A 15864-nucleotide genomic window follows, 5' to 3' on the forward strand; every position below is an offset into this window, starting at 1 on the left:
ACATTAAATTATGAGAACACTTCTTTTAGGAACTTTGGTTTTATTGCTATCCTGCGGGCAGGAACAATCCCCAGAGATTAAAAAATGGAAAGCCCAGGCGGAAAATGTCACCATAATTCGGGATGATTTTGGAGTGCCCCACATTTACGGCAAAACAGATGCTGATGCTGTATTTGGACTACTGTATGCGCAATGTGAAGATGACTTTAACCGTGTAGAGCAAAATTACATCTGGGCCACGGGGAGACTAGCGGAAGTTGAGGGTGAGACAGCCCTGTACAGCGACCTACGCGCCCGATTATTTATGACCAAGGAAGAAGCAATTCAAAACTATGAACAAAGTCCAGAATGGCTCAAGGAATTGTGCAATGCCTTTGCAGATGGCATCAACTATTATCTGCATACCCACCCAGAAGTAAAACCTCGAGTAATTTCCCATTTTGAACCCTGGATGCCCATGTATTTCAGTGAGGGATCTATTGGGGGCGATATAGAACGGATTTCCATCCAAAAAATAAAAGCCTTTTACGAAAGCGGAATGGAATTGCCAAAGATGGAGCAATTGGAGATACAGAAGAAAGAAGAAATGGCAGAACCCCAAGGATCTAATGGAATTGCTATCTCTGGAGATCTAACGGAGTCCGGGAATGCCTTACTGTTGATCAACCCCCATACCTCATTTTATTTTAGAGGCGAAGTACATGTGGTAAGTGAGGAAGGACTCAATGCCTACGGTGCTGTAACTTGGGGACAATTCTTTGTGTACCAAGGTTTCAATGAAAAAACGGGTTGGATGCATACCTCTACCTATACTGATGTGATGGATGAATTCAAGGAAACGATTGTTCAGAACGATGGGAATTTGTTCTATCAATACGGGGAAGAATTACGACCAGTTACCAAAACGGAAGTCGTTCTAAAATACAAGGAAGGGAATCGGATGAAAGAGAAGTCCTTTCCTATGTACCGCACCCACCACGGACCCATTACGCACGCAGTGGATGGTCAATGGACGGCTTCGGCCATGATGTGGGAACCCGTAAAAGCATTGGAACAATCCTACATTCGCACCAAGCAAAATGGCTATGATGGGTTTAGAAAGATGATGGACATCCGAACCAATTCCAGCAACAATACTGTTTATGCCGATGCAGAGGGGAATATTGCGTATTTCCACGGAAATTTTATCCCAAAAAGGGATACCATTTATGATTTTACCAAACCTGTGGACGGTAGCAACCCCAAAACCGATTGGAAGGGTTTACATACCGTGGATGAAAACATTTTGGTGCTGAATCCGGACAATGGGTGGATTCAAAACTGTAATTCCACACCGTATACGGCAGCTCTGGAAAACAGTCCCCAAAGAAGTGACTATCCTAATTATATGTCTCGGGACCAGGAAAACTTTAGGGGTGTCCATGCCATTGATTTATTAACGGATAGAAGTGGATTTACCTTGGATAATTTAATTGAACTGGCCCATGATCCGCATTTGCCAGCTTTTGAAGCATTGATTCCCGGATTGATCAAGGCCTATGATGCCAACCCACATCCTACATTGAAAGAACCTATTGAAGTTTTACGACAATGGGATTTCAAAACTTCCGAGACATCTGTAGGGATGACCCTGTCCCATTATTATGGAACCTTGTGCTACCAAAAAGCAGAAAGACCTGAAGGACTATATGCCATGCAGTTGGTACAACATTGGGGTTCTGACTCCCCGGATGAGGAAAAGTTGAAGCTGTTTCAAGAAACTGTGGAACGTTTGAATAGTGATTTTGGCACTTGGAACACCCCATGGGGCGAGGTAAATAGATATCAGCGCCTGAATGGAGATATCAGACAGGCTTTTGATGATGCCAAAGCCAGTATCCCAATCGGATTTGCCAGTGGGAGATGGGGCGCCCTGGCGGCATACGGTGCCAGATATGATAACAACACCAAGAAAATCTATGGCACCCGAGGCAATAGCTTTGTGGCGGTTGTGGAATTTGGGGATAAAGTCAAAGCCAAGACTATGTTGGCAGGTGGACAGAGTGGAGATCCCGACTCACCACATTTTGATGATCAGGCGCAACCTTATGCCGATATGAATTTTAAGGATGCGGCCTACTACAAGGAGGATGTACTGCAAAGGGCCGTAAGCACATATAAACCAGGGGAAAAACCTTAGGGTTGGTAAGATACGAGATAAAAGAAACAAGAATCAAGACGTGCCTTGAACCTGAATTTTGAGCTTGAGTTTGATTTTTGAACTTGAGCTTAAGGTTACTCTTCTTCTTTGATCACAATAAGACTGGCAGTAGATCCTGTGGATAGGTTCCAACGATTGTTGTGAATCACCTCCCCCTTTTCATCTGCAACGACCACTTGGGCCGTATTGGGTCCGGAAGACCCCTGATTGAGGGCCACAAAATCCAACCTATTAAAGCCTTCAATTAAATCAATATTGACTCCTTTGAAGGAACCGGAAAGTAGCATATTGTATTCCACGATTTCACCGTTCAACAGAATTTTAATACGATCGCCGTCCACATATTCGTGATCGCGGCATACAATGCCCACAAATTTGGCCTTGGTCTTTATATCGCCTAAATATTGGTCGCCAAAATGTTCCTTGGAACCCTTTTTTTCCTTTTCTCCGATGTTGGGACTAAGTTTAAGGTCATGACCGGCCTGCACCAATTCACGATCTGGGAGCATTTTAACTCCAGGCTTATCGTTTTTGGATGTTAAACTCTCATCCAAAACGGAAGGAATCCTGAGAGAGGTACCTTGATTACTAGGTAAAATATCCAAATTGTTGCGTTCACCAATTTTGAGCGGTTTGGTCGTAGGAATATCCCCTTGGGCACTGACCATGAGGAACCCAAAGACAAAAAAAGAACAGAAAAAAACCAATTTTTTCATAGCAACTTGGTCGATAACTTTTCTTAAAGTTAACAAATACCCTGCCAAATAGTTGGTAAATCGCTGTTAAATGTGGGGATATTTCGATGTATGTCAACTTCAACCCATAATTCTGAAATGTGGTTGGCCTCTTAGGTTTATTTTAAAGGTTAAAAATCGTAAATTGATTCATTAGCAAGGTGTTATACAACCTTTTCAACCCTTAAGTGATGAAAAAAAGACAATTTTTAAAGCGTTTGGGTCAAGCGGCCGTGGCTGTTCCTTTAGTGCCTATGTCTGCCAATGGTCAAGAAATGACCTCTGAATTACCACCATATCCCAGTGGTAGTAGTGAGGACTTTTGGGAGCGCATTCGGCAGGATTTTGACCTAAAACCAGACTATATCAATTTGGAAAACGGGTATTACTGTATCACCCCAAAACCCATCATGGAACAGCAGCACCAGTATACACAAATGGTAAACTACGAGGGGTCGTACTATATGCGCACCGTGCAATGGGAAAATAAGGAAAAGGTTACCGCGCGATTGGCAAAATTCGTGGGATGCAGTCCAGAAACCTTGGTCATTACCAGAAATGCGACTGAATCCTTGGATTTAATTATAGGAGGATTTCCTTGGAAAGAAGGAGATGAGGCCATTTTTGCGGTTCAAGATTATGGATCCATGCGCGATCATTTTTATATGATACGAGACCGATACGGAGTGGTATGCAAAGAGGTTTCCGTACCCAACCACCCCAAATCGGATGAGGAGCTTGTAGCATTGTATGAATCGCAGATCACGCCAAGAACCAAACTGCTCATGGTTTGTCATATGATCAATATAACGGGGCATGTCCTGCCCATAAAAAAGATTTGCGAAATGGCACATCGTCATGGGGTGGAGGTGATGGTGGATGGTGCCCATGCCGTGGGACATATTGAGGTCAACATTTCGGAATTGGGCTGCGATTATTATGGTTCCAGCCTGCACAAGTGGTTGAACGCGCCCTTAGGGGTTGGTTTATTGCACGTAGCGCCAAAAAGAATCCCCAAAATATGGCCGCTTTTGGCTGAACATAAAACGGAGTCTCAGGATATCCTTCGACTAAACCACACGGGAACCAACCCTGTACATATTTACCTGGCGATCAACGCGGCTCTGGACTATATGAATGTTATCGGAATCCAACGTAAAGAAAACCGACTTCGCTACCTGCAAAAGTATTGGAGCGATGCATTAAGAGACGTTCCCAATGTCATTGTCAACACACCTGTGGAGGACAAGAGGTGTTGTGGCATTGGCAATGTTGGAATTGCCCACTTCCCTCCAAAGGAATTGGCAACAATCTTACTGGAAGAGTTTGGGGTTTGGACTGTGGCCATAGATGAATCCAATGTGCATGGTTGCCGAATAACTCCAAATATTTATACCACCACAAAGGAATTGGACACTTTTACAAGCGCAATGAAAACCTTGGCCAAGCGAGCCTAGCACATTGACTATTGATCTATGTAATCCACCAATTTCTCTGGACCTTCCAATAAAACCCGAACAATTTGTAGCGTACCATCAGGTTTGGTGGCAATTTGCCACTTGATCAAGGAAATTTTCCCTTCCTCAATTTCAATACCAGTAATACTCCTAGGGTGAACGCAACTCCCATCGTTGAAAAATGGAATTTGGCCAGGTTCTGGGAAACGGGGTCTGTGGGTGTGCCCGGCAATAGTAATCCTGAGGTTGTTTTCCAAAATCCAGCGTTTGATCCTTTTTTCAATACGAATCAGCTCTTTGTAGTTTTTTGCTGGACTGGTAGGGTCATGAATGCCCACTACTTGTAGAGGTTTCCATAAGATTCGAACCAAAAAGCGTCCAAACCGCCAGCAAACATAGTTCCACCAATCGGCTTGATGACCATGGGTGCAAAAGAGCTCCTGCTGGGTCTGCCTGTGTTTTAGAACCAGGGCTTCGTGATAGGTGATTCCTTCAAAAAGCTCCTTGTCCTTGTCCTCGATAGGTTCAAAATAGCTGGAAAGGTGCTTGTCCACATAATTCTTTTGCTTGTACACCATATCGTGGTTGCCCCAAACCATGTGCAGTCGGTTTTCCAAATGGAATTGTCTAAGGAGCTGGTACACATTCTTATGGGCCTCAAAAATGACCTCAAAATGCAAGTTTTCCCAGAGCTCGTCCCCATCTCCCAATTCACAGTACTGAAACCCTTGTTGGTAGTAATGGTTCAGCGCATGGAAGTAGATGTTCCTATTGTTGGCAAAATCGTCGGCAAAACTGTTGTCCCCCCTATGGCAATCACTAAAAAAGATGAACTTGGAGGTATCATCAAAAGGGATGGTTTTGGCATTTTTGTACGCCCTGTTTAGCCTAGTTCTTGAGGACATGGGTCAAATTTCCTTAAATATCCAAAAAAAGGGAACAATAACATAAAGAATCCCTTAACAGAGGGGCATTTTTACTTTTTGTAACTTTACATTCCAAAACTCGACTAATTAGGCGTATGAAGCAGAAATACAATGAAGAAAGCCCAATGCACCATCTGGTAAGCTTTAACAAGCTTTTGGGTCATTATGACGAGCAGCTAAAAAGCAAGGATAAGCACTTGGCGGAAAGGGCCAAATATATCCTTGATGCACAGGCTCCTTTTCCTGAACTTCGTGATGGATTCACCGACCTCTCCTTGTTGGATAAGCACAAGGATATCATTAGCATCATACTTCAAGATACGTTTTCATCGGTACTCACCCAAAATGAGATAAAAACCGCTACAACACCTTTTGAAAACAATATTTTCAATTCGTCCGAAAGATTCAAAAAAATATTGAAGGAAGCAGGTAAGGGATTTGAACTTGAAATCCGAAATCTGCCCATGGATGTAAGCTATATCATGAAATGTACGGTGGTACTAGGCTTTCATTATGGATATAAAATGGACTTTAGACGTCCACTTTTCTATGATATCCCTGATGCCAATGGCGTAATGCGCCACTATAGAATCCTGTACAATGCGGATTTTATGGAAATCATTCCCACGGAAAAGGCCAAGGATTTGACGCAAGAAGATGTGGATGAACTATGGGCCAACTTTGACAATCTGGAGCTTTGGAAGGATAAAATTCCACCAGGAAGTTTCATTTCCAAGGGGTTCGTAATTTCCAATATGTTCGACGTTACCGCGGAACATTCCATCTCTGGAATTAAATCCACGCTGATCGGAAATAACAAGAGAGGCAATGAAGACTTTATGGAAAGTTTTCAGGATACCTTTAGGTCATTGTTCAACCTGAAGCACATCAATGTTGGCTTTACGGGATATGATTCCAAGGCCAACCGTTTCCTCAAAATTTATGGGAAGGGAATAGAAAGCTATATCCTTAAGGGCAAGGACATGGAATCTTGCGACAATTTGCTTTGTGATCACTCCAAGAATACCCTGATTGGTAAGGAAACAGGATATTACGCCATATCCAACGTAGAGAAATACTACAACTTGTCCGAAGGAGGACAACCTTATAAAAACTTGCACGAACAGGGTATAAAAAGTGCCATCTTGGCGCCCATCATTGACGATGGTGTTCTCTTGGGGGTTCTGGAATTGGTATCCAATACGGTTAACGAGTTAAACAGTGTCAACGCCAATAAGTTGGAAGATGTAATGCCCTTTATCGTGTCTGCAGTAGTTCGCTCCATAGAAGAGGAGGAAAATCTTGTGGATGCCATTATCCAGCACGAGTGTACCACGGTACATTCTTCTGTGTATTGGAAATTCCAAGAGGAGGCCAAACGTTTTATGGCGGATGAATTGGTTGGTAATCAAGCGGTTTTTAAGGAAATCGTCTTCAAGGATGTATATCCCCTATATGGTCAGGTAGATATTAAAGAGTCGTCCAAAGAGCGAAACTTCTCCATCCAAAAGGACTTGATGATTCAGTTGTCTGAAATCAATGAAGTATTGGAGGTGGCCTTTAAGATTCACAAACTTCCTATTTACGAAGAGTTGATGTTCCGAGTAAACACCTATTTGGAAGAAGTAAAAGAAGCACTGTATACCCATACGGAACAGGCCATTTTTGACTTCGTCAAAGAGGAGGTCAATCCGGTTTTTAAGCATTTGAAGGATACGGATACGGATGTGGCACCCTACATCCAAAAGTATGAGGACAATATTGACGAAGAAACGGAATCCTATTACGATCACCGTCGCAATTACGATCAAAGCGTGATGGAGGCCAATATGCAATTGGCTGCTTTACTGGATAAAAAGCAGGTAGAGGCCCAAGAAATGTTCCCTCACTATTTTGAGCGCTACAAAACGGATGGCGTGGAACACAATATGTACATTGGAAGCTCTATCGCCAATGATAGAAAGTTTAATGAACTCTATCTGAGCAACCTTCGTTTATGGCAGCTGCAAGTGATGTGCGATATGGAGGACAAGTACTATGCCCTAAAACCCACTTTGCCAGTGAAATTGGATGTTGCTTCTTTGATTTTGGTGTACAGTACTTCATTGGCCATTCGCTTTAGAATGGACGAAAAGCGTTTTGATGTGGACGGGACGTACAATGCCCGCTATGAAATCATTAAAAAACGTATTGACAAATCCTATATCAAGGGAACAAATGAGCGCTTGACCCAGAAGGGCAAATTGGCCATTGTTTACAGTCAGCGTAAGGACGAAAAGGAATATATGCGCTACATTAAATTCCTTAAGGCCAAGGGCTATTTTACCAATAACATTGAAATTGTGGAGTTGGAAGGCCTACAAGGTGTAACAGGGCTTAAAGCTATTCGAGCAGAAATTCTATACTCTGGGGATAAGGATAAGAAATCTGAAAGGACCTATACCTACGAGGATCTTATGGAAGAATTGAAATCCTAGACTTTATGGGATTACAACCTTTCTGTTCCGCCTAAGAAATTAAAGGACAAGCCAAATGCAATAACAGAGACTACAATACCCACTATAAAAATGGTATAGGTTAGTCTTAATATCTTGTACTTTCTATTTAAAACCAGTCCAAGGAAATAGAGGTCCTTGGTCAATGAAGAATATATATAATCCTTGTCTTTGACCAGTTCTTGAATGGCCCATTCGTAATCCCCAAGGCTCATTTTGTGGAAGTTGCCAAAAAACAAGAGGTTCACTTTTTTGTCTTCAACATCCTTTTTGGTGAACTGTCCGCTGGTTACATTGGGGCGTGTGGCCAAAACCGCCAATATCATGGAGACCACACTGAAGGTAATAAATATGGCCGTAGGGAATATCAGGTATGTATTGGTAGGATTGTCCAATTTTGGAATAAGATTGGACAGCGCTACTGAGATGATAATCGCATTGACGGATAGCAGGATATTTGCCTTGGTATCCGCAATATCACTTAAAGTAAGGTGATTTTTAAGGGTGACACGGAACAACGTCTGGATTCCACGATCGGGGCTTTCACTTTTGTATTTGGCTTTTAAAGCTTCTTTTTTAGCGATTTCCTTCTCCGTTTTTTTCTCCTTGACCAGTAGTTTTAGGTTTTTTTCCTTGCCTTCTTCCCAATTTTCCTTGGCATAATCCGTATAAAACTGGTGCTCATTGCGGAACATTTTGATGTTGATATCGCGCCATTCCTTATTGGAATAATTGGCGATGTCCAATTCCTTGAGTTCCTCCTTCAGGAAATCCGTGGTTTCCCAATAACTTTTCTTGGCAAAATGGGAGGCATCTGCATCCCTGATGATCTCCTCTGTGAGATTGGAAGGTTCATGGAACCTTTTGGTGGCCAAAATGGCGGCACAAATCTGTGCAATGTCCTCTGGATTGTAATTTTCCTGCTTTAAAAAATCCGTAGCAATCTTGCAACTGGCCTCCTCATGGTCTTTGGAACCGCGCGTATAGCCTGTATCGTGAAACCAAGCTGTCAATAATAGCTTTTCCTCCTCTGCTGGACCAAGATTGTAGAAATTGAGTAATTCTTTAGTACTTTTAACTACACGCTGCGTATGTCGCAAGTTGTGGTATAGAAATTTTGGGTCCAGTTGATTCTCCAGAATTTCGGTGACAAAGGATTCAGCTTTTTCTACTATTTCCGACATAACAATTATTTGAACAACCCAAAATACAAAATTTTGGCATCAACCTCAGTGATATGAAACAACAATACTTTTTTATCCTCTTGCTGATTTTGGCATCGAGTTGTGCTACCTACGAAGCAAAATACGCTTCTCCATTTGTTCAAGATACCAAAGGTACAACCAAGGAAGTAGAACATAGCTTTTATTTGATTGGTGATGCTGGAAAATCGCCACGTGGTGACCTTAACCCGGCCTTAAAGTCAATAAAAAAACAGTTGGACCAAGCGGATAAAAACAGTACGGTCATTTTTCTGGGGGATAATATTTATCCTTCGGGTTTTCCGGATAAGGATGATGATCCTGAGGGCCATGCTTTGGCCAAAAACCATTTGGATGCACAAATAAAGGTGGTTGAAGGGTTCAAAGGCAGAACCGTCTTTATTCCTGGTAATCACGATTGGTACAGCAAGGGATTAAAAGGTTTGGAACGCGAGGAAAAGTACATTCAGAAAGCCTTGGACAGTAAGAAGGTTTTTCTCCCTGACAACGGCTGTCCTATAGAAAAAATTGAAGTAAGCGATGATATCTTGGTAATTGCCATTGATTCAGAGTGGTTTCTTGTGGATTGGGACAAACACCCAACGATAAATGATGATTGTGAAATCAAGAGTCGCACCCGATTTTTTGAAGAACTGGAAAGTCTGATTAAAAAAAATGTGGATAAAACCACCATCATCGCCCTGCACCATCCCATGTTCACTTATGGATCACATGGTGGGCATTTTTCCTTCAAACAGCACATATCCCCCAGTGGGGACATCCCTCTTCCCATTTTGGGAACTGCCATCAATTTACTTCGAAAGACCTCTGGAGCAAGTGTTGAAGATCAATCCAATAAATTATACAATAGGCTAAAAAACAGAATAGTTACGCTCTCGCAGTTCTCCGATAAGGTCATTTTTGTATCTGGGCATGAACATACACTCCAATATATTGTGGAAGAAGGAATCCCCCAGATTGTAAGTGGTTCAGGGGCAAAAACTGGGGCAACCAAATTGGTTAACGGAAGTGAGTTTTCAACGGGTAAAATGGGATATGCCGTCTTAAAAGTGTTTACAGATGGATCTTCCCATGTGGATTTTCATAGTGCCGAACCAGCAGAGGGAGTCCTGTATCAAACCGAGGTGCTTCCACCCAACCGCACCGGGCATAAACCCAATTATTCGGACAATTTTCCAGCAGTTAAAAAAGCCACCGTATACACCGATGAGGAAGTGGACAAAAGCGGATTTCATAAATGGTTATGGGGAGAGCGTTACCGAAAGTACTATGCAACTCCGGTTGAGGCACCAACCGTTTTGCTGGATACCCTCTATGGTGGTTTGACTGTGGTGCGAAAAGGAGGTGGTAACCAATCCAATTCCCTACGGCTCAAACATAAGGACGGTAGGCAGTTTGTGATGCGAGACCTTAGAAAAAGCGCCGAACGGTATTTACAGGCCATTGCCTTCCAAGAGACCTATATCATTGGCAAGTTCGAGGATTCCTACCCCGAAAGATTATTGCTGGACCTATATACAGGAGCGCATCCTTATGCGCCGTTTACACTGGGCCCTCTTTCCGATGCGGTGGGATTATACCATACCAACCCCAAATTGTTTTATGTGCCCAAACAGAATGCTTTGGGTGACTTCAACAGAGAGTTTGGTAACGAGTTGGTCATGATTGAGGAGCACGTTTCCGAAGGACATGATATAGAAAGTTTTGGTAAAACAAAGACGATAGAAAGCACCTATGACTTTATCCAGAAACTACGAAAGGATGAAAAGTATAGCTTGGACTCAGAAACCTATGTTCGCGCTAGGTTGTTTGATATGCTTATTGGGGATTGGGACAGACATGTGGATCAATGGCGTTGGGCAGAGTTTGATGGTGAAGATGGCAAAAAAATCTACAGACCCATACCTAGGGATAGGGATCAGGCCTATTCCATTTGGGGGGATGGATTTGTTATGGGATTTGGTTCCAAAACGGTTCCCGGCTTACGTATTTTTGAAGGTTTTGGGGAAGAAATCCGTAGTGTAAAAGGGTTCACTTCCTCTCCAAGGACGTTTGCACTGGATATGGCCCTTCTTTCCGAAACCACCATGGAACAATGGGTGGAACAGGCCAAATACATCCAACAGCGGGTGACGGAAGCCGTAATCGATGAATCTTTGTCCCATTTTCCACAGGAAGTACAGGATGAAACCGTGAACCTAATCAAGAAAAAACTGCTATCCAGAAAAGCCAGTTTGGAAGATACGGCTAGAGAGTACTTTGGAGTAATCAATAAGTACAGTGTGGTTACCGGAACGGATAAGGATGATTATTTCCAAATTACGTCGGATAATAATGGGAACTTGGAGGTAAGGGCCTATCGCATAAAGAATGGGGAGCGAAAGGATTTGTTTTTTCAAAAAACGTATAGTCCAAAGTATACCAAAGAAGTTTGGGTCTACGCCTTGGATGATGACGATGTTTTTGACATCAACACGGCCACCTCGGAGATTAAACTTAGACTTGTGGGGGGACAAAACAACGATGTCTACAAAGTAGCTGAAGGTTCCAAAAAAGTTCACACCTACGACTTCAAGACTAAAAACAACACCTATGATGAAACTTTTGGAGGCAATATTCATAGGATCAATGATTATGATACAAATACTTACGATTTCTTAAAGATTAAGGCCAGTAACAATCAGTTTTTACCTACCATTGGGTTTAACCCCGATGATGGCTTTAGAATCGGATTCACGAATACCTACATCCACAATGGTTTTAGGCAAAACCCATTTACGCAGCAACATGTTTTTAATGGAGCTTTTTATTTTGCCACCAATGGCTTTGATTTTGGTTATAAAGGCGAGTTTGCCAATGTGCTGGAAGGGGTAAACTTGGAATTGGATGCCCGATTCACTAGCCCCAATTTTTCCATTAACTTTTTTGGTTTTGGGAACGAAACGGAAAATCTGGATGACGACCACCCATTGGGATTGGACTTCAATCGGGTGAAACTGAGTACCATCAAACTGGCGCCATCTTTGGTATGGCGTGGTAGATTGGGGTCAAAGGTGAGCTTGGGGGTTTCCTACGAAGACTATGAGGTGGAAGAGACCGAGGACAGGTTCATCAACGATTTTTATGTGGCCAATGGAGAGGAAAACGAGCAAAGCTTTTTTGGGGTGGATGCTGGGTATAGCTATTCCAATACGGATAGCGAAGCGTTTCCAACCTTGGGAATGAGTATTTCGCTCCAAGGCGGATTCAGAACCAACCTCACGGAATCAGGAAGGTCATTCACCTACTTGATTCCCAGTTTATCCATGGATCATAAATTGTGTTCCAACGGCAGATTGGTCTTGGCAACAAAAGTTAAGGGGCATATTAATTTTGGAGATGAATTTGAGTTTTATCAAGGAGCCAGTATTGGAGCCAATGATGGACTACGCGGTTTTAGGTTCCAGCGATTTACGGGAAAATCTGCCTTTTACCAGAATACGGATTTAAGATTGAGCTTTAGAAAACGAAAAGCTGGGGTGCTTCCGGTTACTCCCGGTATATTTGGCGGGTTTGACTACGGTCGGGTGTGGTTCCCTGGTGACGATTCCGATAAATGGCACAATTCCTACGGAGGTGGATTTTTTGTGAATGGCGCGGGTATTTTGTCGGCTAATTTGGGTGTTTTTGGAAGCTCCGACGGAATGCGCTTTGCCTTCGGGCTTGGATTCGGATTCTAGTCCAGGGAATAGGAGTATAGGTTTCTTCCCTTGGTCTTGGACTGCTCATCCGCAATTAGGATCGTGTTGTTGTCCTTGAAGCAAATGGATTCTTGTTGGGTTCTGTGCAACACATCTATGGTTTGCAATTTCCCTTGGGTAAAATCGTCTGAATCGAATTCTGTAAACAGCCAGATAAAACCGGAACCCAATAGAGCCACTTTTTTACCATCAGGTGATATGTCCGCTCCCGTAATAGAGCAGAATAGAGGATCTGTACAGGATATAAATTCTCCAACCAATGCTGCTGCATGGTCGCCTTTTTCTGCGGGCACCTTATAGATATAGGCCTTTCCCAAATAGGGTCTCGAGCGATCTTTAGTAATGAGGTACAGGAAGTTGTTATGGTAAAAAAAGGCCTCACAATCGAAATGCAACATGGATTTTTTGGGCGGAAATTTCTTTTGTTCCGGATAGTGGAACTTGATTTTTTCCACTTTGATTTTTCCCTCTGTGGCATCATCTGGATTGGGAACTTTTAAAATCCGAAGATTTTCTCTCTCGTTGTTGTTGTTTCCAAAATCCCCGATATAGATGTTCCCTTCGGGATCTTTGGCCAAATCTTCCCAATCGTGGTTTTTGGCATTATCAATTTTGAACTGTTTGATCAAATTGGCCTCTAAGTTTACCGCGTAAATCTGGTTTTTGTTGCCATTGTCCTCAATGGCCCAAATGGTCTCCCCATCATTTGTGGTTATACCGGAGATTTCGTTCAGTTTTGATGGAAGCTTGCCCAGATAGGTAAGATCGCCATACCAAGGCTTTTGCGCGCAGGAGTGCAGAAAGGCAAGAAGTAATATAAACGGAACCTTATTCATTACTTTCTTTGATGGGCATGTAAATCTCTGCTTTCCATTCCAGCTCGTCACCACCCATATTGGGATTGTTAAAGAATACTTCCACGGGATTGGGTTCAACCTCAATGTTGTTCTTCTTGGCATAGTCCAGCAATGCATACCAAGCCCTATCCGAGGTAATGTAATTTCCGTGATAGACGGCTTTTAGGGCTCTTTTTTTGAAAATACGCTTGTACTGTATTTCGGTATCCATGGGAAGTTTTTCAGAGCGAATGATTGGATGTCCAAAATTGTATTTAAGGCTATCCGTTTCCATGTCCCAGTCGGTTACCTGAATCATGGGCGGGCCGTTGAGCTGTGCTTGGTTTTCCAAGATAACTTGACTTACAAATGACAAATTTTGCATCATTCCGCGTGCCTTTTGAATTTGGGTTCCCGCTACGGGCACATAGGCAAAATATTTTTCAGGAATCTCGTCTTCCCCAACAATGATCACCTTAAACTTATTGATGTGGTCCTCAATGTTTTCCATAAGGTCGAGAACCGTTTTTCTAGACCGTTTTTCAAAGTCAGTATCCGAAAAAGGAACTTGCAATTTATTGGCCAAGCTATGTTGCTCATCCCTGACATTTACAATGACCTTGGAGAGTGAATCGTTTATGGGAACTATTTCCCAAGCATAGGTATGAATGGAGTCATTAAATCGCAATTTTTGACGCAGTTCATAAAAACTTCCGTCCTGCGCTGCAGGGGTTACGGCATCCAAGGTTTTGTCCCAGAATTTTATGGTTTGGTTGATAGCTCCTGGAAAAGTTTTTACTTCAAAACGTATGGTATAGTCCGAAGGCTTAAGAAAGAGATACCATACCAAAGCCAATACAATGACTGCCGAAAAGAACCAAAGAAATTTCTTCATATCCACATCCTCTTGTACGGGAACAAGAGTTAGTTCATATTAAGATTGTCAACTACGAACTTGCCCAGGTCCCTACCCTGTTTTACACCAACATCCACAGCAGCTCTGTAGTGGATTCCACCATACATTCTGCTTATAGCAGCTTCGTTGGCTGCCTCACGGAATGAATTGAATGAACGGACAGGTAACCCATATGGAACTTCGGTATCGTCATCAAAGGCAAAGTTGTCCCCAAAAATGTCGGTCAAGGCTACCGCAGCAGCTCCTGAGACCACGCTATGCCCACTGGTGTATTCTGGAAACGGCGGGGTTTGCAGAACAGGCTCCCAACTGTCATCAATATGTTCATTGATCAGTGTTTCGGGGCGGATGAGATTACTTCGGTATTTTTCGTCCCAACAGCTAATGAACGCATCTGCAATGGCAATGGATGTTTGCGTATAGGCATATACTGTTTTGGCGAAGTCCGAATTTGTCTTGCGAGTTGCTATTTTGGTGATCCCGATCCAATGCGCACCAGGGGTAATTTTCTTTGTGGCAAACATCAAATGCCCTCTTGTAACGGATACATAGGGATTGCAATCCCAAAATTGGGCAATGGCCACTTCCTCAGAATCATCACCTTTGGCCGTAATCTCTTGGCTGATGTCATATACCTCCTTTACTTCTTTGTAAAAATCAGAACCTTCCTCCATGGAAAAAGGGGGAGGGGGTGCAGGCTTAAACTGTCCTGCAGAATCGATTACAAACGGACGGATTTTGTTCCAATGGGGCTCAATTCCACTCATATATGCGGGTGGAGTAGGTTGCCAACGCGAAGGATCATCCGAATTAACCGTGAACTTGGGCATGGTCCTGGTCTGTTTATAGTTGTCTTTGTCCATCCACGCTTGAATATGATCGGCTACTTGTAAGCCGTAGGTTTTGGACGCATTGAAAACGCGCTCGTTTTTATCGGTCCAAAGGGCGTACAAGCTGTCTTGGTAGGTCTCAATTTTTTCCTCCGAGAAAATCAACCTTTTGCTCATGTCCATATGGGCTATCAATGCTGAAAGTTCATAGTTGATGTTAGAAGCATCCTGCGGTTTTGGAATGTCTGTAAAATCACGAACTTGGCCTGATAGGGACTTGTAATCCTCATATTTTTGGGCCAAAATTTCATAGGCCGCAATATTGGGATAGGCAAAAATCCTACTTGCCACCGGGGGGGAGAAAATATCATGGATCATGACTTCGGTTACCTTATCCACGGAATTGTGATAGTCCTCTGGTGATATGGTAATGGCTTCCTCTTTTTTGGCACAAGAGAAAATTACCAAGGTGAGGGATAGTAGTGCTCCAAATCTTCCTTTCATGGT

The 15864-nt window shown here is 42.9% G+C and carries 10 protein-coding genes; 4 read left to right on the forward strand and 6 right to left on the reverse strand.

The window, feature by feature from the left end; translation table 11 throughout:
- Positions 1 to 10 precede the first annotated feature (10 nt).
- Positions 11 to 2179, forward strand: a complete 2169-nt coding sequence (locus ACRHOZ_RS10220) for an acylase (protein ID WP_431125286.1) — start codon at positions 11 to 13, stop codon at positions 2177 to 2179.
- A 95-nt stretch (positions 2180 to 2274) separates the two neighbouring features.
- On the opposite strand, the gene ACRHOZ_RS10225 is transcribed toward ACRHOZ_RS10220, so the two are convergent.
- The gene (locus ACRHOZ_RS10225) at positions 2275 to 2916 is read right to left on the reverse strand and encodes a hypothetical protein (protein WP_422349226.1); all 642 of its coding nucleotides are present in this window, start codon (positions 2914 to 2916) and stop codon (positions 2275 to 2277) included.
- 209 nt (positions 2917 to 3125) lie between these two features.
- Between ACRHOZ_RS10225 and ACRHOZ_RS10230 the strand changes: the two genes are divergently transcribed.
- Positions 3126 to 4391: an aminotransferase class V-fold PLP-dependent enzyme gene (locus ACRHOZ_RS10230; RefSeq protein ID WP_431125289.1), complete on the forward strand. Its 1266-nt coding sequence runs from the start codon at positions 3126 to 3128 to the stop codon at positions 4389 to 4391.
- A gap of 8 nt (positions 4392 to 4399) precedes the next feature.
- On the opposite strand, the gene ACRHOZ_RS10235 is transcribed toward ACRHOZ_RS10230, so the two are convergent.
- On the reverse strand, positions 4400 to 5296 hold the full coding sequence (locus ACRHOZ_RS10235) for a metallophosphoesterase (RefSeq protein ID WP_431125291.1): 897 nt from the start codon (positions 5294 to 5296) through the stop codon (positions 4400 to 4402).
- Positions 5297 to 5412: 116 nt separating this feature from the next.
- Between ACRHOZ_RS10235 and ACRHOZ_RS10240 the strand changes: the two genes are divergently transcribed.
- Positions 5413 to 7794: a GAF domain-containing protein gene (locus ACRHOZ_RS10240; RefSeq protein ID WP_431125293.1), complete on the forward strand. Its 2382-nt coding sequence runs from the start codon at positions 5413 to 5415 to the stop codon at positions 7792 to 7794.
- 11 nt (positions 7795 to 7805) lie between these two features.
- On the opposite strand, the gene ACRHOZ_RS10245 is transcribed toward ACRHOZ_RS10240, so the two are convergent.
- The gene (locus ACRHOZ_RS10245) at positions 7806 to 8996 is read right to left on the reverse strand and encodes a Pycsar system effector family protein (RefSeq protein WP_431125295.1); all 1191 of its coding nucleotides are present in this window, start codon (positions 8994 to 8996) and stop codon (positions 7806 to 7808) included.
- Between the two features lie 53 nt (positions 8997 to 9049).
- Between ACRHOZ_RS10245 and ACRHOZ_RS10250 the strand changes: the two genes are divergently transcribed.
- A complete protein-coding gene (locus ACRHOZ_RS10250; protein ID WP_431125297.1) occupies positions 9050 to 12754 on the forward strand; it encodes a metallophosphoesterase in 3705 nt (1234 codons plus the stop codon).
- Here the strand turns inward: ACRHOZ_RS10250 and ACRHOZ_RS10255 are convergent.
- The 3 genes from ACRHOZ_RS10255 to ACRHOZ_RS10265 are packed head-to-tail and all read right to left on the reverse strand — an operon-like array spanning position 12751 to position 15861.
- Positions 12751 to 13611 carry a hypothetical protein gene (locus ACRHOZ_RS10255; RefSeq protein ID WP_431125298.1) on the reverse strand — a complete coding sequence of 287 codons (861 nt, stop codon included), beginning with the start codon at positions 13609 to 13611 and terminating at the stop codon, positions 12751 to 12753. The genes ACRHOZ_RS10250 and ACRHOZ_RS10255 overlap by 4 nt on opposite strands.
- Positions 13604 to 14506 (reverse strand): GyrI-like domain-containing protein, encoded by a 903-nt coding sequence (locus ACRHOZ_RS10260; protein ID WP_431125300.1) that lies wholly within the window; start codon positions 14504 to 14506, stop codon positions 13604 to 13606. Before ACRHOZ_RS10260 ends, ACRHOZ_RS10255 begins: the two co-directional genes overlap by 8 nt.
- Positions 14507 to 14535: 29 nt before the next feature.
- Entirely contained in the window at positions 14536 to 15861 is a 1326-nt protein-coding gene (locus ACRHOZ_RS10265; RefSeq protein ID WP_431125302.1) for a vanadium-dependent haloperoxidase, read from the reverse strand.
- Between the last annotated feature and the right edge of the window lie 3 nt (positions 15862 to 15864).

This window comes from Flagellimonas flava, assembly GCF_050617915.1.
Classification (GTDB): Bacteria; Bacteroidota; Bacteroidia; order Flavobacteriales; family Flavobacteriaceae; genus Flagellimonas; species Flagellimonas flava_A.

Coding starts and splice junctions, on each gene's coding strand:
- ACRHOZ_RS10225 (WP_422349226.1), bottom strand. CDS start 2,916: ATGAAAAAATTGGTTTTTTTCTGTTCTTTTTTTGTCTTTGGGTTCCTC.
- ACRHOZ_RS10260 (WP_431125300.1), bottom strand. CDS start 14,506: ATGAAGAAATTTCTTTGGTTCTTTTCGGCAGTCATTGTATTGGCTTTG.
- ACRHOZ_RS10250 (WP_431125297.1), top strand. CDS start 9,050: ATGAAACAACAATACTTTTTTATCCTCTTGCTGATTTTGGCATCGAGT.
- ACRHOZ_RS10245 (WP_431125295.1), bottom strand. CDS start 8,996: ATGTCGGAAATAGTAGAAAAAGCTGAATCCTTTGTCACCGAAATTCTG.
- ACRHOZ_RS10235 (WP_431125291.1), bottom strand. CDS start 5,296: ATGTCCTCAAGAACTAGGCTAAACAGGGCGTACAAAAATGCCAAAACC.
- ACRHOZ_RS10230 (WP_431125289.1), top strand. CDS start 3,126: ATGAAAAAAAGACAATTTTTAAAGCGTTTGGGTCAAGCGGCCGTGGCT.
- ACRHOZ_RS10265 (WP_431125302.1), bottom strand. CDS start 15,861: ATGAAAGGAAGATTTGGAGCACTACTATCCCTCACCTTGGTAATTTTC.
- ACRHOZ_RS10255 (WP_431125298.1), bottom strand. CDS start 13,611: ATGAATAAGGTTCCGTTTATATTACTTCTTGCCTTTCTGCACTCCTGC.
- ACRHOZ_RS10220 (WP_431125286.1), top strand. CDS start 11: ATGAGAACACTTCTTTTAGGAACTTTGGTTTTATTGCTATCCTGCGGG.
- ACRHOZ_RS10240 (WP_431125293.1), top strand. CDS start 5,413: ATGAAGCAGAAATACAATGAAGAAAGCCCAATGCACCATCTGGTAAGC.